The organism is Bradyrhizobium sp. UFLA06-06 (assembly GCF_054820065.1).
This window is the reverse complement of the sequence record NZ_JADFUD010000001.1, coordinates 15,438-42,236: the sequence shown is the minus strand read 5'-3', so window position 1 is coordinate 42,236 and position 26,799 is coordinate 15,438. Positions and strand designations below refer to the sequence as shown.

Annotated in this window: 26 protein-coding genes; 18 read left to right on the top strand and 8 right to left on the bottom strand. The window is 65.4% G+C overall.

Annotated features, from left to right (window positions below):
• Positions 1–84: 84 nt before the first annotated feature.
• Complete coding sequence (locus IF803_RS00170; RefSeq protein WP_461190881.1) at positions 85–1,707, bottom strand: helicase HerA-like domain-containing protein; 1,623 nt, start codon at positions 1,705–1,707, stop codon at positions 85–87.
• Positions 1,708–2,046: 339 nt separating this feature from the next.
• Between IF803_RS00170 and IF803_RS00165 the strand changes: the two genes are divergently transcribed.
• The 14 genes from IF803_RS00165 (at position 2,047) to IF803_RS00100 (ending at position 14,479) form a co-directional block, all read left to right on the top strand.
• The gene (locus IF803_RS00165; RefSeq protein WP_016841849.1) at positions 2,047–2,412 is read left to right on the top strand and encodes a hypothetical protein; all 366 of its coding nucleotides are present in this window, start codon (positions 2,047–2,049) and stop codon (positions 2,410–2,412) included.
• A 57-nt stretch (positions 2,413–2,469) separates the two neighbouring features.
• A complete protein-coding gene (locus IF803_RS00160; protein WP_018270650.1) occupies positions 2,470–2,877 on the top strand; it encodes a DUF4332 domain-containing protein in 408 nt (135 codons plus the stop codon).
• 87 nt (positions 2,878–2,964) lie between these two features.
• Positions 2,965–3,822 (top strand): dihydropteroate synthase, encoded by an 858-nt coding sequence (gene folP, locus IF803_RS00155; protein ID WP_461190880.1) that lies wholly within the window; start codon positions 2,965–2,967, stop codon positions 3,820–3,822.
• The gene (gene folB / locus IF803_RS00150; RefSeq protein ID WP_016842351.1) at positions 3,819–4,199 is read left to right on the top strand and encodes a dihydroneopterin aldolase; all 381 of its coding nucleotides are present in this window, start codon (positions 3,819–3,821) and stop codon (positions 4,197–4,199) included. The genes folP and folB overlap by 4 nt, the downstream gene beginning before the upstream one ends.
• A 6-nt stretch (positions 4,200–4,205) precedes the next feature.
• A complete protein-coding gene (folK, locus tag IF803_RS00145) occupies positions 4,206–4,697 on the top strand; it encodes a 2-amino-4-hydroxy-6-hydroxymethyldihydropteridine diphosphokinase (RefSeq protein ID WP_304499395.1) in 492 nt (163 codons plus the stop codon).
• 105 nt (positions 4,698–4,802) lie between these two features.
• Complete coding sequence (locus IF803_RS00140; RefSeq protein ID WP_461190879.1) at positions 4,803–6,677, top strand: methylmalonyl-CoA mutase family protein; 1,875 nt, start codon at positions 4,803–4,805, stop codon at positions 6,675–6,677.
• Entirely contained in the window at positions 6,674–7,144 is a 471-nt protein-coding gene (locus IF803_RS00135; RefSeq protein ID WP_461190878.1) for a GFA family protein, read from the top strand. Before IF803_RS00140 ends, IF803_RS00135 begins: the two co-directional genes overlap by 4 nt.
• A gap of 55 nt (positions 7,145–7,199) precedes the next feature.
• Positions 7,200–9,356 (top strand): methylmalonyl-CoA mutase, encoded by a 2,157-nt coding sequence (gene scpA, locus IF803_RS00130; RefSeq protein ID WP_461190877.1) that lies wholly within the window; start codon positions 7,200–7,202, stop codon positions 9,354–9,356.
• A gap of 34 nt (positions 9,357–9,390) precedes the next feature.
• Positions 9,391–9,687 (top strand): nucleotidyltransferase family protein, encoded by a 297-nt coding sequence (locus IF803_RS00125; protein ID WP_461190876.1) that lies wholly within the window; start codon positions 9,391–9,393, stop codon positions 9,685–9,687.
• A gap of 25 nt (positions 9,688–9,712) precedes the next feature.
• Positions 9,713–10,033: a HepT-like ribonuclease domain-containing protein gene (locus IF803_RS00120; protein WP_461190875.1), complete on the top strand. Its 321-nt coding sequence runs from the start codon at positions 9,713–9,715 to the stop codon at positions 10,031–10,033.
• A 2-nt stretch (positions 10,034–10,035) separates the two neighbouring features.
• Entirely contained in the window at positions 10,036–10,815 is a 780-nt protein-coding gene (locus tag IF803_RS00115; protein WP_461191054.1) for a DUF3298 and DUF4163 domain-containing protein, read from the top strand.
• A 77-nt stretch (positions 10,816–10,892) separates the two neighbouring features.
• The gene (meaB, locus tag IF803_RS00110; protein WP_461190874.1) at positions 10,893–11,885 is read left to right on the top strand and encodes a methylmalonyl Co-A mutase-associated GTPase MeaB; all 993 of its coding nucleotides are present in this window, start codon (positions 10,893–10,895) and stop codon (positions 11,883–11,885) included.
• Entirely contained in the window at positions 11,882–12,529 is a 648-nt protein-coding gene (locus tag IF803_RS00105; RefSeq protein WP_461190873.1) for a pyroglutamyl-peptidase I, read from the top strand. The genes meaB and IF803_RS00105 overlap by 4 nt, the downstream gene beginning before the upstream one ends.
• A gap of 576 nt (positions 12,530–13,105) precedes the next feature.
• On the top strand, positions 13,106–14,479 hold the full coding sequence (locus tag IF803_RS00100) for a TIGR03808 family TAT-translocated repetitive protein (RefSeq protein WP_461190872.1): 1,374 nt from the start codon (positions 13,106–13,108) through the stop codon (positions 14,477–14,479).
• Between the two features lie 98 nt (positions 14,480–14,577).
• On the opposite strand, the gene IF803_RS00095 is transcribed toward IF803_RS00100, so the two are convergent.
• The 4 genes from IF803_RS00095 to IF803_RS00080 all read right to left on the bottom strand — a co-directional run bounded on the left by IF803_RS00095 (position 14,578) and on the right by IF803_RS00080 (position 18,633).
• Positions 14,578–15,072 carry a TIGR03809 family protein gene (locus tag IF803_RS00095; RefSeq protein ID WP_461190871.1) on the bottom strand — a complete coding sequence of 165 codons (495 nt, stop codon included), beginning with the start codon at positions 15,070–15,072 and terminating at the stop codon, positions 14,578–14,580.
• Positions 15,073–15,627: 555 nt separating this feature from the next.
• Positions 15,628–17,301: a S8 family serine peptidase gene (locus tag IF803_RS00090; protein ID WP_461190870.1), complete on the bottom strand. Its 1,674-nt coding sequence runs from the start codon at positions 17,299–17,301 to the stop codon at positions 15,628–15,630.
• A gap of 37 nt (positions 17,302–17,338) precedes the next feature.
• Positions 17,339–18,067 (bottom strand): hypothetical protein, encoded by a 729-nt coding sequence (locus tag IF803_RS00085; RefSeq protein ID WP_461190869.1) that lies wholly within the window; start codon positions 18,065–18,067, stop codon positions 17,339–17,341.
• Positions 18,064–18,633, bottom strand: coding sequence for a sigma-70 family RNA polymerase sigma factor (locus tag IF803_RS00080; protein WP_016843228.1), 570 nt, complete (start codon positions 18,631–18,633; stop codon positions 18,064–18,066). Before IF803_RS00080 ends, IF803_RS00085 begins: the two co-directional genes overlap by 4 nt.
• 417 nt (positions 18,634–19,050) lie before the next feature.
• Between IF803_RS00080 and IF803_RS00075 the strand changes: the two genes are divergently transcribed.
• A complete protein-coding gene (locus IF803_RS00075) occupies positions 19,051–20,199 on the top strand; it encodes a GGDEF domain-containing protein (RefSeq protein WP_461190868.1) in 1,149 nt (382 codons plus the stop codon).
• A 59-nt stretch (positions 20,200–20,258) separates the two neighbouring features.
• Complete coding sequence (locus IF803_RS00070) at positions 20,259–21,365, top strand: DUF2336 domain-containing protein (RefSeq protein ID WP_212055335.1); 1,107 nt, start codon at positions 20,259–20,261, stop codon at positions 21,363–21,365.
• A 233-nt stretch (positions 21,366–21,598) separates the two neighbouring features.
• On the opposite strand, the gene IF803_RS00065 is transcribed toward IF803_RS00070, so the two are convergent.
• Positions 21,599–22,237 (bottom strand): NrsF family protein, encoded by a 639-nt coding sequence (locus IF803_RS00065; protein ID WP_461190867.1) that lies wholly within the window; start codon positions 22,235–22,237, stop codon positions 21,599–21,601.
• A gap of 2 nt (positions 22,238–22,239) precedes the next feature.
• A complete protein-coding gene (locus tag IF803_RS00060) occupies positions 22,240–22,785 on the bottom strand; it encodes a sigma-70 family RNA polymerase sigma factor (protein WP_028345371.1) in 546 nt (181 codons plus the stop codon).
• A gap of 326 nt (positions 22,786–23,111) precedes the next feature.
• Here IF803_RS00060 and IF803_RS00055 point away from each other — a divergent pair, with 326 nt between their 5' ends.
• The gene (locus IF803_RS00055; protein ID WP_411781056.1) at positions 23,112–23,780 is read left to right on the top strand and encodes a hypothetical protein; all 669 of its coding nucleotides are present in this window, start codon (positions 23,112–23,114) and stop codon (positions 23,778–23,780) included.
• A 124-nt stretch (positions 23,781–23,904) separates the two neighbouring features.
• Positions 23,905–24,684 carry an enoyl-CoA hydratase gene (locus IF803_RS00050; RefSeq protein ID WP_016843234.1) on the top strand — a complete coding sequence of 260 codons (780 nt, stop codon included), beginning with the start codon at positions 23,905–23,907 and terminating at the stop codon, positions 24,682–24,684.
• Between the two features lie 75 nt (positions 24,685–24,759).
• Here the strand turns inward: IF803_RS00050 and IF803_RS00045 are convergent, their stop codons facing one another.
• Entirely contained in the window at positions 24,760–26,631 is a 1,872-nt protein-coding gene (locus IF803_RS00045) for an acetyl-CoA hydrolase/transferase C-terminal domain-containing protein (RefSeq protein WP_461190866.1), read from the bottom strand.
• Positions 26,632–26,799: the final 168 nt, after the last annotated feature.

The following is a 26,799-nucleotide window of genomic DNA, read 5'->3' as shown; positions in this document are numbered from 1 at the left end:
CTTTTGTTGAACGTTGCGCCAGGTTGTAGCGCGCCGGCCGCGGGAGGCAAAGCCGGTCTCCCGCTTCAGCCGGCCGGCGCAATGCTATCTGCGCAGCAATCCACCGAGAGCGCCGCGCACCAGCGCCCGGCCGATCGAGCCGCCAACCGAACCGCCGACCGATTTGCCGAGATCGGCGACCACGCCACCGATCACCTTGTCGGTCACCGAGCGCGTGACGCTGCGCGCAATCACCTGTCCGGTCGACATGCGGCCGCGCTTGACGTTGGTGCCGAAGATCGTGGACGCGATCGAACCGATCTGGCCGAGGATGCCGCCACCCTCGCCGCCGGCGCTGCCGTCCGCCGGCGCCGCCGTCCCGGCGAGCCGCTTCTGAATGATCTCGTAGGCGGATTCGGCATCGACCGCGGTGTCGTATTTGCCCTTCACCGGGCTCGCATCCATGATCGCCTTGCGCTCCTCCGGCGTGATCGGCCCGATCCGCGCCGACGGCGGGCGCACCATGACGCGCTCGACCATCGACGGCGTGCCGCCGCCCTCGAGGAACGACACCAGCGCCTCGCCCTTGCCGAGCTCCATGATCACCCGTGCGGTGTCGAGCTTCGGATTGGGCCGGAAGGTCTGAGCGGCCGCGGCAACCGCCTTCTGGTCGCGCGGCGTGAAGGCGCGCAGCGCGTGCTGCACGCGGTTGCCGAGCTGCGCCAGCACCTTGTCCGGCACGTCGATCGGATTCTGCGTGACGAAATAGACACCGACGCCCTTGGAGCGGATCAGCCGTACCACCTGCTCGATCTTGTCCATCAGCGCCTTCGGCGCGTCGGTGAACAACAGATGCGCCTCGTCGAAGAAGAACACCAGCTTCGGCTTCGGCAGGTCGCCGGCCTCCGGCAATTCCTCGAACAATTCCGAAAGCATCCAGAGCAGGAACGTGGCGTAAAGCCGCGGGCTCTGCATCAGCTTGTCGGCAACCAGGATATTGACCATGCCGCGGCCGTCGCGGTCGGTGCGCATGAAATCCTTCAGCGTCAGCGCCGGCTCGCCGAAGAACTTGGCGCCGCCCTGGTTCTCGAGCACCAGGAGCTGACGCTGGATCGTTCCGACTGTCGCCTTGGACACATTGCCGTAGCTCTGTGCCGCTTTGCGGATCGGTGCCAGCGGATCCTCCTCGTCGTCGGCAGCCTTCTTGCTGCCGTCGGGGGCGATCGCATCCAGCAGCGCCCGCAGATCCTTCATGTCGATCAGCGTGAGGCCGTTCTCGTCTGCGACACGGAAGGCAACATTGAGCACGCCCTCCTGCACGTCGTTCAGATCGAGCATCCGCGAGAGCAACAGCGGTCCCATCTCGGTGACGGTGGCGCGCACCGGATGGCCCTGCTCGCCGAACACGTCCCAGAACACGGTCGAGAACTGATCCGGCTGGAAGGTCAGGCCCATCTCCTTGGCGCGCTTCAGGATAAAGTCCTTGGCCTCGCCGACTTCGGAGATACCGGAAAGATCGCCCTTGATATCGGCTGCGAAGACCGGAACGCCGGCGCGCGCAAATCCTTCGGCCATGACCTGTAGCGTGACGGTCTTGCCGGTTCCCGTCGCACCGGTCACAAGGCCGTGGCGGTTGGCCAGCGCAAGCGTCAGCCAGGCTGTTTCCTCGCCCTTGCCGATAAAGATTTTCTCATCGGTGTCGGCCAACTTGGTGTCGGACGTCGCCATCGCTTCGCCTCTTAACGCGATTTTAAATCGGCTCGATCCATTCGAACCGATGACATCATATTGCATCTTGCAGGTCGATTGAAACCATCGGCGCGCACTGATGTATATTGTCGCTCCAGCAGTTCCTCATACTTTATTCCCGGCCAAGTGACGAAAGGCATTGCGCATTGCGACAAGATGGTGTGAATCCGCCGCTCACTCTTGCAGAGGTGCAACACTTCCGACGCGATCGAAAAAGAAAACGAACTGAAATGCGCGGATCGCTTGTATTTCGTGACACAGGCGCTCAAGATAAATCTTCAAGAATGATCCGGCAAAAACCGGTTGAGGCGGGGCAATATGGACGAATTGGTTGGGCAGCTGGCCGCGAAGGCCGGCATCGACGGTGCTGTCGCTGAAAAAACCATCGGCATCGTTCTGGGTTTCCTCCGTAACGAGGGACCTTCCGACAAAGTCCAGGCTCTGATCGACCAAATCCCCGGCGCCGAAGCGGCAATCGCCGCCTCCAACAACAGCGGTGGTCTATCGCGGTTGATGGGTGGCGGTCTGATGGCTGTCGGCACCCGGCTGATGGCGCTTGGATTGAGCATGAGTGAGATTCAGAACGTCGCGCGTGAACTTTTCAGGTTCGGCCGCGACAAAATCGGAGCGGATCAAATGGGCGAGATCATCTCGGGGACGCCGGGCCTCAGCCAGTTTGCCTGAAGCATTTTTCCCAAACGCCATTGCACGTGCGCTCCCTTCTACCTGCATACGAGTATCATGACATACCCCCTCTCCGAGATCGAAGGCCTGTCCGCCTATTGCGCCACCAAACTGAAATCGCAGGGTATCCGCACGACCGACGCACTGCTTGAAGCCGCCCGCACCGTCAAGGGACGCAAGGCGCTCGCCGCCAAGACCGGGATCAGCGAACAACAATTGCTCGAATGGGCCAACATCTCCGACTACATGCGGATTCCCGGCATGGGCAAGGCGAAGGTCGGCCTGGTCCGCGCCGCCGGCGTCACCACCGTGCGCGAGCTCGCGCACCGCAATCCGTCGCGGCTCGCGCAGAGCATGAAGGACGCCAATGTGCGGCGTAAGCTCGTCCGCGTGATGCCGTCGGAGAAGTCGGTCGAGCTGCTGATCGAAGAGGCACGCAAGCTGCCTCCCAAAATCACCTATTAGCCTGTCTTAACGGCATTCGGCCGCCGGCCGCGTCACCCGTCACCGCCACACCTTGACTTGCCGCTGCGGTCAGCGCAAAGCCACCGCATGATGGCGAGCAAGCCCATAGCATCGACGGTGACCGGCCCGGCCGTATCGGCGGTGCTGCCGGCGCTGTTGTCGCGGCCCTATCCGGCCGTGATGGGCATCCTGAACGTGACGCCGGACTCGTTCTCCGACGGCGGCCAGTTCACCGCACCCGAAGAGGCGCTGGCGCAGGCCCGCAAGCTGGTCACTGACGGCGCCGATATCATCGACATCGGCGCGGAATCCACCCGCCCCTACGGCTCGCAGCCGGTCACCGCCGAAGCCGAGATCGCGCGGCTGAAGCCGGTGCTGGCCGACGTGATCGCACTTGGCGTGCCGGTCTCGATCGACAGCATGAAATCGGAGGTCGTGGCCTGGGCGCTCGACCAGGGCGCTGTCATCGCCAATGACGTCTGGGGCCTGCAGCGCGATGCCGACATGGCACCGCTCGTCGCCGCACGCGGCGTGCCCGTGATCATCATGCACAATCGCGAGCAGGCCGATCCGGCGATCGACATCATGCAGGACATCGCCGCCTTCTTCACCCGCTCGCTCGCGATCGCCGCGAGCGCCGGCATTTCGCCCGACCGGATCGTGCTCGATCCCGGCATCGGCTTCGGCAAGACCCCGGAGCAGAGCATGATCGCGCTGGCGCGGCTCTCCGAGCTCGACGCGTTCCGCCTGCCGCTGCTGGTCGGCGCCTCGCGCAAGCGCTTCATCAGCACGGTCGTGCCGTCGGAGCCGCAACAGCGGATCGGCGGTTCGATCGCCGCGCATCTGATCGCCGCGCAGAATGGCGCCCGTATCATCCGCGCGCATGACGTCGCCGAGACCGTTCAGGCGCTGCGCGTGGCCGCGGCAATCGAGGGACAGCAATGACCGACACGATCTTCATCACCGGGATCGTCATCCATGCCCGTCATGGCGTGATGGAACATGAGACCGAAGTCGGGCAGCGCTTCGTCATCGATCTCGAGCTCTATACCGACCTCTCGGAATCCTCGCGCACCGACCGCCTCTCCGACACGGTCTCCTATTCCAACGTGGTGGCGACCGCGACATCGGCATTCAAGAACACCAACTACAAGCTGCTGGAGCGCGCCGCCGGCGCGGTGGCCGAGGACATCCTGGCGAGCTTCCCGCGCATCCGGGCGGTCAAGGTCACGGTGCACAAGCCGCATGCGCCGATCGCCGCGATCTTCGACGACGTCGGCGTGGTGCTGACCCGCTCGCGCCATCAACCGCCCCAGGGTTGAACGCAGATGGCTGACGTCCTGATCGCCCTTGGCGGCAATGTCGGCGACGTCCGCATCACGTTTCGCAAGGCGATCGCCAATATCTGCGGCATGACCCAGGCCGCGCTCGTCGCGCGCTCGTCGGATTATTCGACGCCGCCCTGGGGCGAGCAGCAGCAGGACAGCTTCATCAACGCCTGCATCGAGATCGAGACCAGTCTCGATCCGCATGCGCTGCTGTTCACGCTGCACAAGATCGAAGCCAAATTCGGCCGCGACCGCGCCAATGAGCGGCGCTGGGGGCCGCGCACGCTCGACCTCGACCTGATCGCCTATGACGACGTCACACTGAACAAGCCGGAACTGACGCTGCCGCACCCGCGCCTGTTCGAACGCGCCTTCGTGCTGGTGCCGCTCGCCGAGATCGTTCCCGACCGCGTCATCGCCGGGCGCCGCGTCGCCGATGCGCTAGCCAAGGTCTCCGCCGACGGTATTTTCCGTCTAGCGGACCTCGATTAAAGCCAAACCACCGCAAACAACCGTTTGGCTTGGCCGCCCGCCCGTGGCAATTTCCGGCCAAATCAAGGGGCTCCTCGCGGGGCCGGTGAAGGACGATTTGGGCGGATGACGACCTCGACTGACGATTTGGCTCTGGCTTCGGATTTTCGACCTGCGACCTATGACGACTGGCGCAAGCTGGTCGACGGCGTGCTGAAAGGCGCCCCGTTCGAGAAGCTGGTCGGCAAGACCTATGACGGCCTGAAGATCGATCCGATCTACCGCCGCGCCACCAACTCAAGCCCGCTTGCCGGCCGCGCCGCGGCTGCGCCCTGGCAGATCCTGCAGCGGGTCGATCACCCCGATGCCGCACAGGCCAATGCGCAAGCGCTGCAGGATCTCGAGAACGGCGCGACCGGCCTCGAATTCGAGTTCGCCGGCGGTCCCGGTGCGCGCGGCTTCGGCCTTGCCGATGCCAGCAAGAAGACGCTGGCGCGCGCCTGCGGCGGCGTCCATCTCGATGCCGGCATCATGATCGCGCTCAACCCGGTGATCGGACGCGAGAACGCCGGCGAGACCTTTGCCGACATGGTCGAGGCCCGCAAGCTCGACCCGGCCAAGCTCGACCTGCATTTCAATTACCAGGCGCTCAGCACCATGGCCGTGCGCGGTGCTGCGGCCATCGCCTGGCCCAACTACGAAAAGTCGTTCGGCCAGGTCGTCAATGGCCTGATCAAGCGCGGCTTCAAGGGGCCGTTCGTGCTGGCCGACGGCCGGCCGGTCCATGATGCCGGCGGCTCCGAGGTGCAGGAACTCGGTTTCACGCTCGCGCTGGGCCTCGCCTATCTGCGCATGCTGGAAGGCGCCGGCATCGATCTCGATGCGGCGCGTGCGGGCATCTCGTTCCGCCTCAGCGCCGATGCCGACCAGTTCCTGACCATGGCGAAATTCCGCGCGTTGCGGCTGCTCTGGGCACGGGTCGAGCAGGCCTGCGGCCTCGCGCCGAAGCCGATCTTCGTCAACGCGCAGACCGCCTGGCGCATGCTGACCCAGCGCGATCCCAATGTGAACATGCTGCGCGCGACGATCGCAACCTTTGCGGCCGGGCTCGGTGGCGCCAATGCGATCACGGTGCTGCCACACACGCTGGCGCTCGGCCTGCCTGATGACTTCGCCCGGCGCGTGGCGCGCAACACCCAACTCGTGCTGCTCGATGAGTCCAACCTGGCAAAGGTCTCCGATCCCGCGGCCGGCGCCGGCGGCATCGAGACGCTGACCTCGCAGCTCTGCGAGGCGGCATGGACGCTGTTCCAGGAGATCGAGAAGGCCGGCGGCATCTTCGCCGCACTCGAGCAAGGCCTGCTGCAAAACAAGGTTGCGGCAACGCGATTGCTGCGCGAGACCAATGTGGCGAAGCGCCGCGACGTGCTGACCGGCGCCAGCGAATTTCCGGATCTGCGCGAGGCCGCCCCCGCGGTGCTGGATGTGAAACCATCAGCGCCGGCGTCCCCCGCCGACGCCAAGGTGAAGTTCGATGCCCTCGCACCGATGCGGCTCGCCGAGCCGTTCGAGGCGCTGCGCGACAAGTCGGATGCCGCGCTCAGGGCGCATGGCGCACGGCCGAAGATCTTCCTGGCCAATCTCGGCACCGCGGCGGACTTCACCGCTCGCGCGACCTTTGCCAAGAGCTTCTTCGAAACCGGCGGGATCGAGGCCATCGACAGCGAGGGCTTTGCCGACGCGGCGGCGCTGGCCGCAGCCTTCAAGGCCTCCGGCGCCACGATGGCGTGCATTTGTTCCTCGGATAAGGTCTATGCCGTCAGCGCCGCTGAGGTCGCCAGGGCCCTTCACGGCGCCGGAGCAAGGCATATCTATCTGGCAGGGCGGCCCGCCGACCAGGAATCGGCGCTGCGGGCGGCCGGCATCGGCGAGTTCGTCTTCGCCGGCGGTGATGCGCTGGCAACATTGCGCGAGGCCTATCGGCGGATGGAGCAGACATGAGCGCAGAGGCACCATCGACACCCATTCTGACCGGCGGCTGCCAGTGCGGCGCCGTCCGATTTGCCGTCTCGGCGGCACCGACCCGGATCAGCATCTGCCACTGCCGGATGTGCCAGAAGGCGTCCGGCGCGCCATTTGCCTCCTTCGCCGACATCGATCGCAACGACTTCAAATGGACCCGCGGCAAGCCCGCCGCGTTCAGGTCCTCCTCGATCGCCGAGCGCGACTTCTGCGCGGCCTGCGGAACGCCCCTGAGCTTCCGCCGTATCGACGGGCCGCGGATCGAGATCATGACGGGCTCATTCGACCGGCCCGACCGGGTGATACCGACGCAGCAATTCGGGACCGAGTCCCGCCACGGCTGGGTGGTCGGCATTGCCAACCTGCCGAGCCAGACCACGATGCAGAATTACGGACCGGACAAGATGGCGACGATCGTCAGCCATCAGCATCCGGATCATGATTGAGTTAGAAGCTACAGCGATTGATCGAACGCAATCGCCAGTTTGAGGAAGCCCAGGAATGACCCGCATTCCCAATTTCGCCGATGTCGCCTTCCAGCCCGTTGCCACCACGGCCCCGGCTGCGAGCGCCGAGCCGTGGCTGACGCCCGAGGGCATCCCGGTCAAATCCGTCTACGGCGAGGCCGATCTCGAAGGCATCGACTTCCTCGAGACCTGGCCGGGCATCGCCCCCTATCTGCGCGGCCCCTACCCGACCATGTATGTCAACCAGCCCTGGACGATCCGGCAATATGCCGGCTTCTCCACGGCGGAGGACTCCAACGCATTCTATCGCCGCAACCTCGCCGCTGGGCAGAAGGGCCTGTCGGTCGCATTCGACCTCGCCACCCACCGCGGCTACGACTCGGATCATCCGCGCGTCTCCGGCGACGTCGGCATGGCCGGCGTCGCGATCGATTCCATCTACGACATGCGCACGCTGTTCGCCGGCATCCCGCTCGACCAGATGAGCGTGTCGATGACCATGAACGGCGCGGTGCTGCCGATCCTCGCGCTGTTCGTCGCCGCCGCCGAGGAACAGGGCGTGCCGCCGGAGAAACTGTCGGGCACCATTCAGAACGACATTCTGAAAGAATTCATGGTGCGCAACACCTATATCTATCCGCCCGCGCCCTCGATGCGGATCATCTCCGACATCTTCGCCTATACCTCGCAGCGGATGCCGAAATACAACTCCATTTCCATTTCCGGCTACCACATGCAGGAAGCCGGCGCGACGCAGGACCTCGAGCTCGCCTATACGCTCGCCGACGGCGTCGAATATCTGCGCGCCGGACTTGCCGCGGGCCTCGACGTCGATCGTTTTGCCCCCCGCCTTTCCTTCTTCTGGGCGATCGGCATGAACTTCTTCATGGAAGTCGCCAAGATGCGCGCCGCGCGGCTGCTCTGGGCCAAGCTGCTCAAGCAGTTCAACCCGAAGGATCCGCGCTCGCTGTCGCTGCGCACGCATTGCCAGACCTCTGGCTGGTCGCTGACCGCGCAGGACGTGTTCAACAACGTGATGCGCACCACGATCGAGGCGATGGCGGCAACGCAAGGCCACACCCAGTCGCTGCACACCAACGCGCTCGACGAGGCCCTGGCGCTGCCGACTGATTTCTCCGCGCGCATCGCCCGCAACACCCAGCTGTTCCTGCAGCAGGAGAGCGGCACCAACCGCATCATCGATCCCTGGGGCGGCTCCTATTATGTCGAGCGGCTGACCCGCGATCTCGCGCAGAAGGCCTGGGGTCACATCCAGGAGGTCGAGGCGCTCGGCGGCATGGCCAAGGCGATCGAGGCGGGCGTGCCGAAGCTCAGAATCGAGGAAGCCTCCGCCAAGACCCAGGCGCGGATCGATGCCGGCCGCCAGGCGGTGATCGGCGTCAACAAGTTCAAGCCCGAGAACGAGAAGGCGATCGACGTGCTGAAGGTGGAGAACTCCACCGTGCGGCGGCTGCAGATCGACAAGCTGGCGCGGCTCAAGACGGAGCGCAACCAGAAGGACGTCGATGCGGCGCTCGCCGCGCTCACGCGCTCGGCGGGCGAAGGCAACGGCAATCTGCTGGCGCTTGCCATCGACGCCGCGCGCGCCAAGGCCACCGTCGGCGAGATTTCAGACGCGATGGAAAAGGTGTTCGGCCGCCACCGCGCCGAGATCAAGTCCATCACCGGCGTCTACAAGCGAGAGGCAGCGGCGATGTCCAACAAGGTCGAAAAGGTGCAGGCGCTGATCGATGCGTTCGAGGAGGCCGAAGGCCGCCGCCCGCGCATCCTGGTGGCAAAAATCGGCCAGGACGGCCATGACCGCGGCCAGAAGGTGATCGCATCCGCCTTCGCCGATGTCGGCTTCGACGTCGATATCGGGCCGCTGTTCGCAACCGCCGATGAAGCCGCCCGCCAGGCGGTCGAGAACGACGTCCACATTCTCGGCGTCTCCTCGCTCGCCGCAGCCCATCTCACCGCGGTGCCGGAACTGAAGGCCGCGTTGAAGAAGCACGGCCGCGAGGACATCATGATCATCATCGGCGGCGTGGTGCCGCCGCAGGACTACGACGCGCTGTATGCGGCCGGCGCCGAGGCGATCTTCCCGCCGGGCACCGTGATCTCGGATGCCGCCGAGGAGCTGATCCAAAAGCTCAACGCCCGGCTCGGCCACAGCGAGGCGGCGGAGTAGATGATAGATTAGTGGGATTGCAAGGTCCCAAACCATGACACGCGAAGAGATCGTGGCAGCGATACGAGAGAATGCCGATGCCATCAAGGCGGAAGGTGTGTCGAAGCTCGCGATCTTTGGATCGCGCGTGCGCGGCGACTATCGGCCCGACAGTGACGTCGATGTGCTGGTTGAAGTCGAGCCGGACGCCTCGTTTTCGTTACTCAACCTGATCGGCGTCGAGCATATCATTGAAGACGCGACGGGCTTGCAGGCGCAAGCAACCATGAAGCAATCCCTTCCTCCTCGGCTGGCACAACGAATCGCCGACGACATTCTCGAAGTATTCTGACGTGCAGCCAACCGTTGCAGACCGCATGGGCCACATTGCCGCAGCGATCGATAGCATTCGGGACATAACGGCCGGGCAAACCCACGAGAGCTTCGCCAACAATCTGGTGATGCGGCCGGCTGTGGAGCGGCTGCTTGAGATGATCAGCGAAGCATCAAGGCACATTCCAACCGATTTGAAGGCCAAGGAAACCGGCATCAACTGGAGGCGATTGGCCGATCTCGGAAACTGGTTGCGCCATGCCTATCATCGGACCGACGCTGGCTTGTTGTGGATCATGGTTGAGGATGATCTGTTGCCATTGAAGGCGTTCGTCGATCAACTCGCCAGGGAATTGAAACATTGACTATCATCGTGAAGTGGGCCGTTGCCCTAACATGGGGCTTCCTCTTCATTTCCCCCGCCATCGCCGCCGACCCGAAGCCCGACGCCACGATCAAGAACGCAAGCATCGAGGCCAACGTCTATCTCGACGACAAGATCAAGGCAGATAGCGCGCTGGCGGCCGACTGCCTCGCCGAAGGCCGGAAATGGATCGACAAGAATGCCGCCGAGGCGGCATCCGCCCGGAAGGATGAGCCTGAGCTCTTCAGGGACCGCGGCGGCTACTCCTTCGAACGCAAATACTCCGAGCGTTCCGTCGTCGACGACCGCTATGTGAGCGTGCTGCGCGACGATTACATGGACACCCACGGTGCGCATCCGAACTCCGACGTCAACACGATCCTGTGGGACGCGACGGCGAAGAAGCGCATCAGCATCCGCCCCTTCTTCACCGAGACCGCCGATAACGGCCCAAGCCTGACGGCAATGCGCAAGGCCGTCATCGCCGCGCTGAATGCCGAGAAGAAGCGGCGCGGCGCCGGCGAGACCGCGACCGCCGAATGGTACAAGGAGTTGAAGCCGACCCTGCTCAAGATCGGCGCCGTGAGCTTGGCGCCGTCGACCGTGTCAGGCAAGAGCTCCGGCCTCACCTTCCACTACCCGCCCTATGCTGTTGGCCCCTACGCCGAAGGCCAGTATGTCATCTTCGTTCCGTGGGAGACGCTGAAGCCATATCTGACGCCGGAAGGCGCAAAAATCTTCGCCGGTGCGCGGCCGAAGGGCGACGCGGACGAGCAGCAATAGGGCGTCATCAACAAGCCGCGACAGTGCCGATCCGCGTTCCCCTCGCCTGCCATGGCCAGCCGTTGTAAAGCAAGACCATGACCGCATCGAAGCCTGCTGCTCCCGACATAAGCGCCCTCGCCAAGGACCTCCGCGCCGGCCACCGCGCCGCGCTGGCGCGGGCGATCACGCTGGTCGAGAGCCGGCGCGGCGATCACCAGGCCGAAGCGCGCGAGCTGGTGCAGGCGCTATTGCCCGACACCGGCAAGGCGGTACGGGTCGGCATCACCGGCTCGCCCGGCGTCGGCAAGTCGACCACCATCGATGCGCTCGGCATGTTCCTGATCGAGCGCGGCCACAAGGTCGCGGTGCTAGCGGTCGATCCATCCTCGGCGCGCACCGGCGGCTCGATCCTCGGCGACAAGACACGGATGGCGCGGCTCGCCGTCTCCGATCAGGCCTTCATTCGCCCCTCGCCCTCCTCGGGCACGCTCGGCGGCGTCGCGGCGAAGACCCGCGAGGCGATGCTACTCTGCGAGGCCGCCGGCTTCGATGTGGTGCTGGTCGAGACCGTCGGCATCGGCCAGTCCGAGACCGCGGTCTGCGACATGACCGACTTCTTCCTGGCGCTGATGCTGCCGGGTGCCGGAGATGAATTGCAGGGCATCAAGAAGGGCCTTGTCGAGCTCGCCGACATGATCGCGATCAACAAGGCCGACGGCGACAACCTCAAGCGCGCCAACCTCGCCGCCGCCGACTATCGCAGCGCGCTGCACATCCTCGCGCCGCGCTCCGAGCACTGGCATCCGCCGGTGGAGACCTATTCGGCGCTGACCGGCGCCGGGCTCGACCGGCTCTGGCAGAAGATCCTCGACCACCGCACCGCGATGAATGCCTCGGGCGAGTTCGCCGGCCGCCGCAGGGAACAGCAGGTGAAGTGGATGTGGTCGATGCTGGAGAGCCGGATGATGGCGCGGCTGCGCTCGGATGCCGCGATCCGCGCCAAGGTGAAGAAGATGGAGGTCGAGGTCGCCGGCGGCCGCATCTCGCCCGCGGTCGCCGCCGAACAGATCGCGGAGATGCTGCATTGAGCGGCAGGCTGCGCATCCTCGTCACCGGCTTTGGGCCGTTTCCGGGTACGCCGTTCAACCCGACCATGCCGTTGGTGAAGCGGCTGACCGCCCTGCGCCGCCCGGCCTTCGACGACGTCGCGCTGTCGAGCCACATCTTCGATGTCACCTACGCGGCCGTCGATCGCGAATTGCCGGAGCTGATCGCAAAACACCGGCCACAGGCGCTCTTGATGTTCGGCCTCGCCGGCCGCACCGACTATCTGCGGATCGAAAGCCGCGCCCGCAACGCGGTGACGACACGCTTCCCCGATGCCGGCCGCCAGCATGCGCGAAAGGGATCGATCGAGGGCGGCGCCGATGCGCGCATGTTCGGACCTCATACTGAAAAGTTGCTGCGCGCCGCGCTGGCGACCGGGATCGATGCGCGAGCCTCGCGCGACGCCGGCAGCTATCTCTGCAACTATCTGAGCTGGCGGGCGATCGAGGCCGTGAACCGCGACAATGATCTCCGCCTCGCGCAATTCGTCCACGTTCCGCCGCTCGCCCATGACGGAACGGCCGCGCCTGGCAAATCACACATCACGCTGGAAGCGCTCGTCGATGCCGGCGAAGCCATGCTGATGGAGCTGGTGAAACTGACCCGGCAGGCCTCGCGCGCGTGAGCGTGCGGATCGGGCGGTGTAAGTACACGCCCCTAGTTGGCCTCCTCCAACTCACGCGTACGCAAGCTCAACCGCAGACCCCAGCAAATGCTAAAATTGGATCGAATGACGACGTCTGCGACGGCCATTCAGTGTCGTCCCGGCGCAGGCCGGGACCCATAACCACGCAAGATCATTGTTGGGCGTCGCTGCAATGACGAGTCCCGTTCACAACACAAGCCGCGGCGTATGGGTCCCGGCCCCCGTGCGCAATTGCGCACTAGGCCGGGACGACGCCCGGGAAGGAGCCGCGGGCCCTCGTTCTCCCCGGTATCAGGCCCCGCGCATGCGGTCATCCAGGACGTCGCGGCCTCTCTGCTCAAGCACCGGCGTTTCTGGAATACTGGATCACCCGCATGCGCGGGTGATGACGCCGAGGAACGACTGTTTGACAGCGTGAATCAATTCCACCCGCGATTAACCCTACCGCCAACAATCGCCCCGCTGCGTCGGCGTGTTCACCATGCCGCGCCGCGTTTCGCGCTACCACTCGACCCGCGAACGTCACCGCTCGCGGATATTGCGAGGGCCTTGCCCATGGACGTCAACCGCCGCCATCTGATCGGAGCAACCGCCGCCAGCGCAGCCGGCGCGCTTGCGATGTCGCCTGACGCTGCGCGTGCCGCAGCGCCGTCGACCGGCTCGCTCGGCCGCGACGTCACGCAATATGGCGTGCGCCCCGGCAGCCCCGACGATCAGACCCGCAATTTGCAGCGCGCGATCGATGACGCCGCGCGGGCGCAGGTGCCGCTCGCGTTCCCGCCCGGCGTCTACCGCACCGGCCTGTTGCGGCTTGCCCCCGGCAGCCAGCTGATCGGCGTGCGCGGCGCCAGCCGGCTGGTGCTCAACGGCGGCGCCTCGCTGCTGGAAGGCGAAGGCGCCGGCGGCGTCGTCCTGATGGGCCTCACCTTCGACGGCGGCAACGTCCCGCTGCCGAACCGGCGCGGCCTCGTGCATTGCCTGTCCGGCCGCGACATCCGCATCACCGATTGCCGCTTCACCGGCAGCGGCGGCAACGGCATCTGGTTCGAGCAGATGTCAGGCGACGTCAGCAACAATGTATTCACCGACATCGCGACCACGGCGCTGGTTTCGTTCGACGCGATCGGCCTGATGGTGTCGCGCAACACCATCAAGGGCACCAACGACAACGGCATCGAGATCCTACGCACCGCGATCGGCGACGACGGCTCGATCGTTGCCGACAACCGCATCGAGGACATCAAGGCCGGCCCCGGCGGCTCCGGGCAGTACGGCAACGCCATCAACGCCTTCCGCGCCGGCAACGTGATCGTGCGCGGCAACCGCATCAAGAACTGCGACTTCTCGGCGGTGCGCGGCAATTCGGCCTCCAACATCCACATCACCGACAACAGCGTCAGCAACGTCCGCGAGGTTGCGCTCTACTCGGAATTCTCGTTCGAGGCCGCGGTGATCGCCAACAACACCGTCGACGGCGCCGCGATCGGCGTCTCCGTGTGCAATTTCAACGAGGGCGGCCGCATCGCGGTGGTCCAGGGCAACATCATCCGCAACCTGCTGCCGAAGCGCCCTGCAGGCACCGACCCGAACGACGGCGCCGGCATCGGCATCTATGTCGAGGCCGACAGCACCGTGACCGGCAATGTGATCGAGAACGCGCCGACCTTCGGCATCGTCGCCGGCTGGGGCAAGTACCTGCGCGACGTCGCGATATCGGGCAACGTGGTCCGCAATGCCTTCGTCGGCATCGGCGTCTCGGTGGTGCCGGGCGCCGGCACCGCGCTGATCAACAACAACATGATCTCGGAAACTCCCGGCGGCGCCGTAGTCGGGCTCGACCACGCCCGCCCGATCACGCCGGATCTGTCGGCCGGCGGCGCCCAGCAATATGCGCAGCTTGTGGTCGGCGCGAACGCGGTGCGGCGCTAGCGCGTGATCCGGACAAGCGCGAAGCGGTTTTCCCTCGCGACAAACGCGGAACGCGTTTGCACGGAGATCATGCTCAAAAAATAAGCGAGAGCGGTCGCCTACAGCGCGTTGCGCAGCAGCGGATAGCGCCGCTGGATGGTGTCGAGATCGAGCACCGGCGGCCGCACCGCCGGAGGGGGCATCTCCAGCGGCGGCGCGTCGGCCACGGTGAGCGGCTGCTCCAGCACTTCCGTTGCCGTCCCCAGCGCGGCCGCGACCGCGGTCATGGCGGCCTCCGCCAATGTCGCGGCCTCCGACCGCCGCTCCGGCACTGGCGAGATATCGCGCGGCGGCAGTTTCGACCTGCCGCGGCCGAGCCAGGACAGATCGATCGGCGAATTGTCGAGCGAGGCTTCGCGCGACAGCAATTCGCGCCAGATGTCGACCGCGGCGCGGGCTTCCCTGATGTTCTCGAGAAAGGCCTGCTCGCTGTGATAGCGGCGCCAGCGCCCGGTGTCGAACAGTTCGGTAAGGTGCTCCAGCCTTTGCTCGGCGAGGTTGCACCAGCGTGCAACGATCTCCTGGCCTCTGGCCACGTCGGTCCGATGTGTCATTCAAGTTGCCCGCAGGAAAAGAAACGGACGCAGACGCAACCGAACCGAATCAACTGGACGTGACGCCGATATTCTGTGGAAAAGGTAAATAAAGTCTAACTAAATTCTTAATCGCAAACCGGCGATCGAAGAAGTCCGCTCGACTACGGAGTTTCTCGCTCGAATTGCCGTCAAGTCATCGACTGCCATGGTGGTGATGCGCACCGCTCCCGAGCAACGCACAGCGGAATGATCCACAGCAAACCGTCGCAGCCGTCGCGCGTATGCCCATCCCGCCGCGATCGGTCGGCGGCATCGCCGCCGCGCACGGTCAAGCCCGTCATGCAAGGGTGCCCCCAAAATGAAAGACCCGTCCGGGGGGACAACCGGACGGGTCAAAGCCATATGGGCGCTTGGGGTGGATGGGCGCTCGCGCCTGATATAGCCGGGGAGGGATAAACCGCTCCCACACACATAAGTCGTGAGAGGAAGGCGGACGTTCAAATCGCCGGCGATTTTTTTAACCTTCTCGCGCCGCGGTTCCATCGCACCGTTGCCGGCGTTCGGCGTCGAAAATCACTGCGCAGCACGACGGTTTGCTACGGAATCCTCCGATGCGATCGACGGCGCAGGTTCATTCGACGTGCGGCTCACGGAAGTGTTATTGCCGTCGGCCTGCTCTGCAGGCTGCGACGGTTTGTCCGCGGCAGAGGCGACCGGAGCGCTGGTCGCCGCCATCACCGCGGCAAGCGCATCCGCTTCCCCCGCACCGAACAGATCGTCACGTCCGGGCGTCCCGAGATCGCGCGCCGTGCTGGTCAGGATCCGTCGCACCTCGACGGGCTTCAATGCCGGATTGCGTTCCAGCACCAAGGCCGCGATGCCGCTGACGAACGCGGCCGAAAACGAGGTGCCCGACATCAGCTGGTACTTGCCATCAGGCACCGGCACGAGGAGGTCGGCGCCCGGGGCCGCCAACGCGATATGGCTGCCGCGGTTCGAGGCCGCCATCAGCCGGTCGCCGGCATCGGTGCCACTCACCGCGATCACACCGGGATTGGCGGCCGGGTACAGCGGCGGCGATGTCGCGCCGGCATTGCCGGCCGCAGCGACCAGCACGACGTCCCTCGCCGCGGCGGCGGCCACGGCGCGTCCGACAAGTGCATCCTGCGGTCCGGCAAAGCTCATATTCACGATCTGCGCGCCATGCGCCACCGCGTAGTCGAGACTCCTGAGGATCACATAGGAGGTGCTCCCGGCGCCGCCCGCGACCGCACCGAAGGCGCGGATCGCCAGGATCCGCACTTCCGGCGCGCTCCCCGTCAGCCTGACGCGCGCCGCAATCGCGCCGGCAATGGCGGTGCCGTGGGCTTGCGGGCCATCCTTGCTGCCGAGCGCATCGAACGTATCCGCGACCGTGTTCGCCAGCTCCGGATGGGAGGCATCGACACCGGAGTCGATGACGGCAATGGTGACATTCATTCCGCGTGCGAGTTTGTGGGCCGCGGGCAGATGGAGCTGTGTCTGGGCATATTGCGCCGGATCGCTGCCGCCCGACGCCTTCTGGTCCTGCAGCGCGTAACGGTAGTTCGGCTGCACGGAGCGGACGCCGGCATCGCCTGCGACCTCGCGGCTCGCCGTTTCGGCCGAACGATTGCCCAAGATGCGGAACAGGCCGATCGTCGCACCCAGCAGCGCGACATTCTGCGAGGCGATCCGCCTCAACCCATGGCGGCGCGCGAGCGCATCGGCCTCCGCCTCCGTCAAGGCGCCGTCGATTTCGGCCACGAGCTCATTCGGCACGGTTCGCGTGCCGGGCGCATCCTGCGTACGCAAACTGCCGCCACTGCCGGCCCTGCCCTTCCGCGCTGCGCCCTTGCCGGCGGCCGTGCGGTCGGAGCATTGGCCGCGATCGCCGTCATCGCAATTGGCGGAGAGACGCGGCGCGGGGCGCACAGGGGGCGGCGACACGCGCGATCGTGGCCCATCGTCGGTCCACGACGCGGCTGGGCCGCGGTCCACCGACGGCGGCATGCGGCCAACCGTGCCGCCGAACCCGCCGACGGGACTGCCACCAACACGGCCCATACCGGGATTGGCCCGCAGCCCGGGCGAAGCCTGTGGCGCGCCACCGATCGGCGATCGCATGAAATTCTGGGCGGAGGCGGAGCCGGCAACACAAACCAGCAACAATGCTGCGGCCGCGGCGATCGCGTGGTTCGTCGATCTGGTCCGGCCGTTGGCGGCCATGGTGACCTCAACTCGGCGCAGAACCGTCAGCCGCCGATTACGGCGTTTCGACCGCGAGGCTGACGATCTTCTCCTTCTGCAAGCGCGCAATCAGCGCAGCGACGCTGCCCTTGTCCATTGCGCGGAACTGCAACCGGAACATCCCGCCCTTCCCGTCGAGGATCGAGGCCTGGTAATTGTCGAGCAGCGACGTGATGTCGGCGATCCTGGCATCGGGCGTGAAGCGCACCAACAGCCGGGTCGGCGTCGCCACCACGCTGGCACCGAGGTCGCGGGTGATCGGCGCACTGGGTGCAACGGCGCTCGGCGCGCTGCGTTGTTCGACCGCATCAAGCGAGGCGGTCTCGAACAAAGCCGGCTGGCTGCGCATCAGCACCGCGCCGATCACGCCCGCCTGCAACAACACCACGACCGCGCCGAGGCCGGACGACCAGGCCAGCGTCCGCGGCGATAATTTCGAAAAGAACTCCGAGACGGAGGCCGACATGCGTGCCCCCATCGACGGCTTGTGCTCCGGCTCGGCATCGATCGCGGCGAACAGCTTATGCATGGCGCGCGCCGAGGGCGCACCGAGGCTCTCGTTGAGGCCGATGGTTTCGGCATATTCCTCGCGAATGACGGCATATTGCCGGGCGAGCTCCGGATCGCTCGCGAGCGCGTCCTCGACGCGGCGCGTGTCACGCGCGTTCAGCGTGCCGGCCGCGTGCCAGGGCAGCAGCATCTCGATATCGTCAGGCTCTTGCACCTTTTTTCTCGCAGCCATCATGGCCAACCTCGCTCGACACCGGCTGCCTTCAGCAACTCGGCAAGTTTCTTGCGCGCATAGAACAGGCGCGTCTTCACGGTATTCTCCGGAATCCCCACGATCTCAGCGACATCTTCCACGGATTTCTCGTGATAGTAGACAAGATCGACAATTTCCCGGTGTTCCGCCGATAGTCCCGTCAGGCACCTACGCAGCGTGTCACCGGTGTCCTTCTTCTGCACTACCGTTTCCGGATCGTCGGACGTGTCCTCGATCGCGTTCGCGGCCTCATCGTCCAATTCGGCGTCCTTCCTTCGCCGCAGCGAAGACAACGCCTTGAACCGGGTAATCGCCAGAAGCCAGGTCGAAACGGCGGATCGTCCCTCAAACTTGCCCGCCTGACGCCACACGTCCAGGAAGACCTCGCTGATGAGATCTTCCGCCACCTGTTCGTCCCGCACGAGCCGAAGCCCGAAGCGGTACACCCTGACATGGTGCCGCCCGTACAGCACCTGCATGGCAAGCCGGTCGCCTTGAGCGATCCGAGCGATCAGAACGTCGTCTGAAGCCGCCTGTGTCGCGCTCAATGGCCGTCTCGCAAAGTTGGTCTGAAGGGGGCGGTGCGTGGTTCGACGCGAGAGCCAAGATTCTTCACATTACGGCAATGTCCGCACTGCATGTGTGATCTATGCCACAGTCGGCGATTCAAATGAGGAAAAATCGGCCGAGACTCGATAAACGGTATCATAGTAGTTAGAACTCTCGCGGACAGGCACCATCCGGCGCGACCATACCAAGGCTTTATCGGCAAGCCAGCACCGTCACGAAGTCCACCACGGCGCAGGCTCCCGGCACATCGCTCCCGACCCGCTTCGGCAAACGGATTCCCCTTACGAAACAAGGGCGATGACCGGATTACACCGGGGTAGATTCGGTTCCAAAAGATACCAAACCTAAAGGCTTTCCCACGTAGATTTTCGCCGAATTTCACCAATGGCGGGACCATGGGCAGCGCTGCGTCGTCACTTCCCGGCCCGATCGCGGGCGCATCGGAAAGCGGCCGTCCCAGGCTCACGGCCGAGCGCCTGGCGCGCCGGGCCAGGCAGCGCCGCCAGATCCAGTCGATGATCGCAGCCTGCTTCGTGCTCGACGCCGTCGTGCTGCTGATCTACGCGCATGCCGGCACCACGTCCGTTTGGGTGGCGGCGGCGTACGCGCTGACCGGCCTCTGTCTGGTCGCCGTCTACGTAGTGCTCTCCGAGCGCGGCTTTCACGAGCGCTTCCGCGACCATTATCTGGTCGCGCCGCAATCGGCGATCAACATGGTGAACCTGCTGGTGTTCACCTACATCGCGCCGGAAGTCGGCGTGCTTTTCCTCTGCAACCTGTTCGTGGTGTTCGGCTTCGGCGCGTTGCGCACCTCGGCGCGGCAGACCGCGATCGTGTGGACCGTCATGGTGCTGGGCCTCGCCGCGCTGTTCCTCGGCACCGACAAGGCGATCGGGATGCCGACCGCGACCCGGATCGATCGCCTCGCCACCATGCTGGTGTTCGCGCTGACGATCGGGCGCTGCATGTGCCTCGGCATCTTCTCCAGCTCGATGCAGCAATCGCTGTATCAGAGCGGACTGAAGCTGAAGGAGGCCTACCGGCGCATCGAGGAGCTCGCCGAGCTCGATGAACTGACCGGCGCCTCCAATCGCCGCAGCATCATGCGCACGCTCGAGGAGGAGATAGCCCGCTGCGCCCGCAACGGCAGCTCCTGCGCGGTTGCGCTGATCGACCTCGACCATTTCAAGCGCATCAACGACGTCTACGGCCATCCGATCGGCGACGAGGCGCTGCGCACCTTCGCCATCGGCATGTTCGCCAACCTCCGCAGCGTCGATCGCTTCGGCCGTTACGGCGGCGAGGAATTTTTGCTGGTGCTGCCCGACCTGTCGCAGGATCAGGCGATCCGCGCGCTCGAGCGGCTGCGCGCGATCATCGCCGATCTCGACTGGAGCGCATTCTCGCCCGGCATGCGGGTGACGATCTCCGCAGGCGTCACGACCCTCAAGCCGCGCGAAAACTCCGATACGTTGCTCGCCCGCGCCGATGGCGCGCTTTACGCAGCCAAGGCGAGAGGACGCAACCGCATCGCCAGCGCCTGAGATCCTTCATTCCCTCTTCGGCGCCGGAGAAGCCGTCGCCACTGCTCCAGGACAGAGTCATGAGCTTGAAGCCCGAGACCGCCCCCGAAAGTCTGCTCGACGAGCTGCAGACGACGCTCGCGCACGGCACCGTCGCACGCCGCGTCGAGACGCTGCGCCGCGTGACCGACCTCTTCATCAACGGCTCGGTGAACTATTCCAACGAGCAGATCGTGCTGTTCGACGACGTTTTCCAATGCCTGCTCGAGCACATCGAAAACTCGGCCAAGGCGCTGCTCGCCAACCGCCTCGCCCCGATCGACACCGCGCCGCCGCAGACCATCCGCACCCTTGCCTTCGACGACCTGATCGAGGTCGCGGGCCCCGTGCTGACGCTGTCGCCGCGGCTCGACGACGACACCCTGATCGAAACGGCGCGCAGCAAGAGCCAGGCGCATCTGCTCGCGATCTCGAACCGCAAGACGCTGAGCGGCGCCGTCACCGACGTGCTGGTGCTGCGCGGCAATGACGAGGTGATCCAGAGCGCGGTGAATAATCCCGGCGCGGAGTTCACCGAGCGCGGCTTCACCCGCCTGGTCAGCCGCGCCGAGGGCGACGACAATCTGTCGACCTGCGTCGGCCTGCGCCCGAACATCCCGCGGCATCTCTATCTCAAGCTGGTTGCCAAGGCCTCGGACGCGGTCAGGCAGCGGCTCGAGGCTGCCAATCCGCAGCAGGCCAAGGAGATTCCGATCGCGGTGAAGGAAGCGACGCGACGCGCGCGCTCGGCGCCGGCCGCCGTGACGCCGGACACCGCGATCGCGCATGCCCTGGTCAAGTCGCTCTATCAGGACGGCCGGCTCGACGAATTCCAGCTCGCAGCCTTCGCCGAGGCCGGCAAGTTCGACGAGACCAATGCCTCGCTGGCCGCGCTCGCCAACGTCTCGGTCAGCGTCGCCGAGAACATGATGATCGAAACCCGCGCCGAGGGCGTCATGATCCTGGCCAAGGTCTCGGGCCTGTCATGGTCGACGGTGCGGGCGATCATCAACCTGCGCGACGACATCTCGGGCGGCGAGCCGACCGATTTGCAGGCCTGCAAGGACACCTATGAGCGGCTGCGGCCATCGACCGCGCAGCAGGTGCTGCGCTTCCATCGCATGCAGCAGTCCGCGCCCGCGGCCTAATATCTCTGCCGTAGCCCGGATGAAGCGCAGCGCAATCCGGGCTACGAAGCTCTCTTCCCGTTCCCCCTGAAAGGGGGAAGGTCGGGATGGGGGTCAGCCGCAGGCGACGCTGCTCTTGGCGAGAGCTGATCCCCACCCGCTTTGCTCTGACGAGCAAAGCGACCTCCCCTTTTCAAGGGGAGGTTAGGGCGCAGGCGCGCGTTCGCGCGACCCGTTGGCTCCATCCGGGCTACTCAATATCGTAGGGCCCGGTTTCCCATCAGCGCGCCGACGCTCGCGACGATCGCGGTCGCCAGCGTGTACCAGGTGGCGACGAATAGCGGCGAGTCATCGGTGCAGTGCGACGCATAGACGGTCGCCGCGAGCCCTGCCGAGAGCAGGCCGGCTATCGCGCCCGCGACCGCCGGTCGCGCCGGCGCGCCCTGCCGCAGCCCGTACAGCGCGCCGACCAGCAGCGGCAGCGACATCGCGGGGATCGCGGTCATGCAGGCCATCGAATTCTTGCCGATCAGCCGCGTCATCATCGGCGTACGCTGCGGCATCATCATCTCGCCGCTGATCGCGGCGACGAGGATGCCGGCGGGAATCAGCAGCCACCAGCCGAAGCCGCGCAGCGAAGCCTCCGGCCGCGACAGATGCAGGCTGACCGCGATCGCCGAAGCGGCGAGCGCCAGCGTCACCGCGAACTTCAGGTCGAAGAACGGATTGTGCATGGCGGTCATCACGTCGGGCCGCACGCCGAGTTCGGCGAAGAAAATCAGGAGCGAGACCGGCGCCGCCGCCAGCAGTGCCAGCATCAGCGCAAGACCGATCGGACGCGCGCGATAGGCATTGTCGGCGGCCAGGGTCCGAATGAGTTGATCGGTGTCCATGCTCATCGATCCCGTAATTTCGCGGTGAGGCTCGCAAGCCCGCGATGCAGCGCGACCCGCACCGCGCCCTCGCTCATCGAGAATTTCGCCGCGGTGTCCTTGATCGAGGCGCTGTCGACCGCGATCGATTGCAGCACCTCGCGCTGCCGCGCGGGCAACGCCTGCAGCTGGGCGCTTACCTCGCCCGGCGAGGCCGTCGGTTCCGGTGTTTCCCCGGGCAGCGTCTCGGCAAAATCATCGATGTTGACGAAGATCCGCTTGCCGCGGCGGCGCAGCGCGTCGATCAGCTTGTTGCGTGCGATCGCGAACAGCCACGGCGCGAACGCCGCGCTTGTATCCCAGGTCTGTCGCTTCAAATGCACCGCCAACAAGATGTCCTGCACGATGTCCTCGGATTGATCGACCGGCTGTCCCGCGCGCGCCAGGCCGCGGCGCGCCGCGGCACGGAGTACCGGCGTGATGGCCTTGAGCAGGCGATGATACGCCGCGTCATCGCCTGAAATGGCCGACCGCATCAGGCCGGTCCATTCATCCTCACGTTCGCGCACGCAGGCTCCTGAATTGCAATTCGGCCGATCTTTCAGTTCGTTACGCGGCACACCAGACGATCACGAATTCGTGATCTCCATCCTCCGGCAAGACCGCGCCGAGGATCGGCCTCAAGAATCGCACCGGCGGGTTTCCAGACGTCACGGCTCATAACACCGATCGGTTCGACAAGCATCGGTACTGCTGCCCGCCCGATCGACCACTAGGACGAAATTGCCCAGCTTTTGCCCCCGGATGCCCGAAGATTCCCTTTTTCTGCCCCGGTGTGGACACGCAGCGGGGTCTCTTTTCGCCCTTGGGCGGGCGACATGGGGAGATCATCAAAATGAAGATCAAAGCCGGCGGGCGCTTGGCATTGATGGTTGCGACAGGACTGACAGGGCTTTTCATGGGTCTCGCCGGTCCGCTGCCGGCACATGCGGCCGGTTCGGACACATCAGCATCGAAATCCGACAGCGCAACGGCCGACAAGTCCGCGCAACAGAGCCCCCGGCATAGCCGGCGCCATGCGCGCCGCCAGTCCTCCAAAACGGCCGATAAATCCGAGAGCAAGAAGGCCACCAGCAGCGACGCCGGCAGCGTCACCTCGGCAGGCATTCCCGCCACGGTCGCAAACGCCAATGCGGAGCTGACCTCCGGCGACGACAATGCGGCGGCGACGCCGGTGAAAGCCAATGCGTTGATTGCCGCGGCCGACAAGCCCGCGGACCAGTCCGACGGTAATGTGGTCGCATCCGACCAGCTCAACGACGTCGACCGCGCCCTGCAGCAGGAGCAGCCGGCGGAACAGCCGCAGCCGGCCCAGCCGCAGACCGTCCAGCAGGAGACACCGCCTGCGCAACAGCCGGTCGCCGTGGCGGCACCCAAGCCGGCCCCGGTTCTGGCGAGCAGCGACAGCGCGAGCTGGGACCAGACCTCGCTGATCGGGAAGATCTTCATCGGCTTCGGCGCCCTGCTCACGGTGGCCTCCGCCGCGCGCATGTTCATGGCCTAGCGGAGGCACCTGCGGTGCGGCGCGGGGGGCGCCGCACCGCAGTCCAAAGCCTCGCTTCAGCCACTTGAAGCGCATCCCGTCAGCGGGCACATTGCCCGGCAAATCAGGCACGGGGTTTGCGTCCATGGCTACGTTCGAATTCATCATCGTCGAAAGCAAGGGACCGGTCGGCGTCATCACGCTGAATCGGCCGAAAATGCTGAATGCGCTCTCGTTCGGCGTGTTCCGCGAGATCGCCGCGGCGGTCGACGATCTCGAGGCCGACGACAAGATCGGCTGTATCCTGATCACCGGCAGCGAGAAGGCCTTCGCGGCCGGCGCCGACATCAAGGAGATGCAGCCGAAGGGCTTCATCGACATGTTCAACAGCGACTTCACCGCGATCGGCGGCGACCGCGTCGCCCGTTGCCGCAAGCCGACCATTGCCGCGGTCGCGGGCTATGCGCTCGGCGGCGGCTGCGAGCTCGCGATGATGTGCGACATCATCATCGCCGCCGACACCGCCAAGTTCGGCCAGCCGGAAATCACCCTCGGCACCATTCCCGGCATCGGCGGCACACAGCGCCTGACCCGCGCGATCGGCAAGTCGAAGGCGATGGATCTCTGCCTGACCGGGCGGATGATGGATGCGGCGGAAGCGGAACGCTCGGGCCTCGTGTCGCGGATCGTGCCGGCCGACAAGCTGCTCGAGGAGGCGCTCGCGGCGGCCGAGAAGATCGCCTCGATGTCGCGCCCGGCGGTCGCGATGGCCAAGGAAGCCGTCAACCGCGCGTTCGAAACGCCGCTCGCGGAAGGCATGAATGTCGAGCGCAACCTGTTCCACTCGACCTTCGCGCTCGAGGATCGCTCCGAGGGCATGGCGGCGTTCATCGAGAAGCGCAAGCCGGTCAACAAGAACCGCTAAAGCATGATCCGGAAAAGTGCGAAGCGGTTTTCCGGACAAGATCATGCGCAGACAACAGGCTAAAGCGCGATGATCTCATCGCGCTTTAGCCCTTCGGCTCCGTTGCAAGGCCGCGGTGACGAGCGCGCGATAGGCGCGCTCGGCGAAATGCGTCGGCTTGTCGAGACCGAGCCGCGCCAGGCATTCGCGGTCGGCGGCCTCGGGCGGATGCCGCATGCCCTGCCACAGCAGGCCGGCGAGTTGCAGCGGCGTGTGCTGCGCCTGCTGCAAGATCTGCAAGGCCGGAATCAGGCGCTGCTCGACATCGGTGAAGTCGCTGCCGAACGGGAATGACGGCAGCAGCCCGGCGTCGCGCGCGGGCTTCAGCGCAGCACCGATGCGCTCGGGATAATTTTCGCGATGCGCCGCTGGAATCTCGTAGCTGCGCGGCAGCTTGCCGGCGTCCTTGGCCTGCCGCATCAATTCGCCCTGGAAGCGGGAGTCCGACACTTGCAGCATCGCGGCGATCACGTCGGCATCGGATTTCCCCCTGACGTCGGCGACGCCATATTCCGTGACAAAGACATCGCGCAGATGCCGCGGGATGGTCTCATGTCCATAGGACCAGCGGATGTTCGACTGCGCCTGCTTGCCGGACTGACGGGTCGCCTCCAGCGCCAGCACCGAACGTGCGCCCTCGAGCGCGAATGCCTGCGCCACAAAATTATACTGGCCGCCGACCCCGCTCACGACCTGGCCGTTCTCGAGACCGTCCGAGATCGCAGCGTCGAGCAGCGTCGCCATCATCGCGTTGTTGACGAAGCGCGCATCGACCCGGGCGCGACGCTTGCCCTCCTCGTCGCCGAAGATCTCGTTGGTGAAGGAAACCGGCATCATCTGGATTCGCGCCAGCTGCTCTGGTGCCATCTCGCGCAGCGCCCGGTAGAATGATGGCGGGCCCAGGAAGAATGCGCCGTGCAGGATCACGCCGCCAACGTCGCGCTTGAGGATGCCGGCATCGATCAGTCCGAGGAACGCCTCGAACAGCATCTCGCTGACGCCGTAGAGACCCTTTTCGAACGACCCGGTCTCGGCCGCGGCGAGTTGCCCGGTACCGGGCGCAAGGCGCTGCATGATGCCGCGGAATTGGGCGTTGTCGCGATGGCGGACCACGAGCCCCTGCGCCAGCGCGTCGCCGACCTGCCCGATGCCGATCTGCAGCGTGCCGCCGTCGCGCACCAGACCGGCGGCGTGCAAGCCGATCGCATATTTGGTGTCGCTGATCGGCTCGGACGGCGGCGCGAACAGCGGGAAATCGGTCTCGGGACTGTCGAGCACCGCGGCGAATTCATCCGCCGGCAGGTCGCCGGCGCCGGGCATGAACGGCAGCTCGGAATTGACCTGGCCGATCAGCTTGAACGACGCCCGCCCCTGCGCACGGGCGCGCAGCACGTCGAGCGTGGTGTCGGTGTTGCAGCTCAGGCTGTAGCGCGGCGCGCCGTCGACCACGCGCTTGGCAACGAGCTGAGGCACGACATTCAGTCCGCGCGACAACAGGTATGACGCCGCATGGGTGTAGTTGGCGGAAATGTAGTGCTGTTGTGCGAATGGCTGGTGCAGCCACTGCCCCGCGAGGAAGAAGAACTCGATCACCTTGATGTTGGGCGGGAGCGCGCCGTGATGCAGCGCATCCGCATAGGCGAGATCCGGATAGCCGCCGAACAAACGATCGATCACCGGTCCGATGAAGCGCCGTTCGAGCAGGCTCTTCGGCTTCGGCTTTTCCAGCGTCAGCGCGGAGAACAGCGTCAGATTGATGGAGCGGTCGGCCAGTGCCCGCGCATACAGCGCGTTGACGATGTGGTTGGCCTTGCCGAGGCCGAGCGGCAGCCCGACCACCAGTTCGGTTCCGACGTCACGAACAATGTGCTCCGCGATCGCCTCGGGGTCGGAGAACAATATGGGCATCAGCAATGGACCCGGAGGAGACAGTGGATAACCGGCGTCGTTGAATCGACGGCCAGCGGTTCAAACTTATACTTCATATGACCGATACGTTCGCCTGTGACGAACCGGCAACAGACAAGAACTGAAATGATGTGCAGATGTCGCGCGGCGGTTTGCCTGTGGCGGCAC

What these genes read in the sequence shown, in the direction of transcription:
- IF803_RS00170 (WP_461190881.1), bottom strand. Translation starts at nt 1,707, where the DNA reads ATGGCGACGTCCGACACCAAGTTGGCCGACACCGATGAGAAAATCTTT.
- IF803_RS00165 (WP_016841849.1), top strand. Translation starts at nt 2,047, where the DNA reads ATGGACGAATTGGTTGGGCAGCTGGCCGCGAAGGCCGGCATCGACGGT.
- IF803_RS00160 (WP_018270650.1), top strand. Translation starts at nt 2,470, where the DNA reads ATGACATACCCCCTCTCCGAGATCGAAGGCCTGTCCGCCTATTGCGCC.
- folP (WP_461190880.1), top strand. Translation starts at nt 2,965, where the DNA reads ATGATGGCGAGCAAGCCCATAGCATCGACGGTGACCGGCCCGGCCGTA.
- folB (WP_016842351.1), top strand. Translation starts at nt 3,819, where the DNA reads ATGACCGACACGATCTTCATCACCGGGATCGTCATCCATGCCCGTCAT.
- folK (WP_304499395.1), top strand. Translation starts at nt 4,206, where the DNA reads ATGGCTGACGTCCTGATCGCCCTTGGCGGCAATGTCGGCGACGTCCGC.
- IF803_RS00140 (WP_461190879.1), top strand. Translation starts at nt 4,803, where the DNA reads ATGACGACCTCGACTGACGATTTGGCTCTGGCTTCGGATTTTCGACCT.
- IF803_RS00135 (WP_461190878.1), top strand. Translation starts at nt 6,674, where the DNA reads ATGAGCGCAGAGGCACCATCGACACCCATTCTGACCGGCGGCTGCCAG.
- scpA (WP_461190877.1), top strand. Translation starts at nt 7,200, where the DNA reads ATGACCCGCATTCCCAATTTCGCCGATGTCGCCTTCCAGCCCGTTGCC.
- IF803_RS00125 (WP_461190876.1), top strand. Translation starts at nt 9,391, where the DNA reads ATGACACGCGAAGAGATCGTGGCAGCGATACGAGAGAATGCCGATGCC.
- IF803_RS00120 (WP_461190875.1), top strand. Translation starts at nt 9,713, where the DNA reads ATGGGCCACATTGCCGCAGCGATCGATAGCATTCGGGACATAACGGCC.
- meaB (WP_461190874.1), top strand. Translation starts at nt 10,893, where the DNA reads ATGACCGCATCGAAGCCTGCTGCTCCCGACATAAGCGCCCTCGCCAAG.
- IF803_RS00100 (WP_461190872.1), top strand. Translation starts at nt 13,106, where the DNA reads ATGGACGTCAACCGCCGCCATCTGATCGGAGCAACCGCCGCCAGCGCA.
- IF803_RS00095 (WP_461190871.1), bottom strand. Translation starts at nt 15,072, where the DNA reads ATGACACATCGGACCGACGTGGCCAGAGGCCAGGAGATCGTTGCACGC.
- IF803_RS00090 (WP_461190870.1), bottom strand. Translation starts at nt 17,301, where the DNA reads ATGGCCGCCAACGGCCGGACCAGATCGACGAACCACGCGATCGCCGCG.
- IF803_RS00085 (WP_461190869.1), bottom strand. Translation starts at nt 18,067, where the DNA reads ATGATGGCTGCGAGAAAAAAGGTGCAAGAGCCTGACGATATCGAGATG.
- IF803_RS00075 (WP_461190868.1), top strand. Translation starts at nt 19,051, where the DNA reads ATGGGCAGCGCTGCGTCGTCACTTCCCGGCCCGATCGCGGGCGCATCG.
- IF803_RS00070 (WP_212055335.1), top strand. Translation starts at nt 20,259, where the DNA reads ATGAGCTTGAAGCCCGAGACCGCCCCCGAAAGTCTGCTCGACGAGCTG.
- IF803_RS00065 (WP_461190867.1), bottom strand. Translation starts at nt 22,237, where the DNA reads ATGGACACCGATCAACTCATTCGGACCCTGGCCGCCGACAATGCCTAT.
- IF803_RS00055 (WP_411781056.1), top strand. Translation starts at nt 23,112, where the DNA reads ATGAAGATCAAAGCCGGCGGGCGCTTGGCATTGATGGTTGCGACAGGA.
- IF803_RS00050 (WP_016843234.1), top strand. Translation starts at nt 23,905, where the DNA reads ATGGCTACGTTCGAATTCATCATCGTCGAAAGCAAGGGACCGGTCGGC.
- IF803_RS00045 (WP_461190866.1), bottom strand. Translation starts at nt 26,631, where the DNA reads ATGCCCATATTGTTCTCCGACCCCGAGGCGATCGCGGAGCACATTGTT.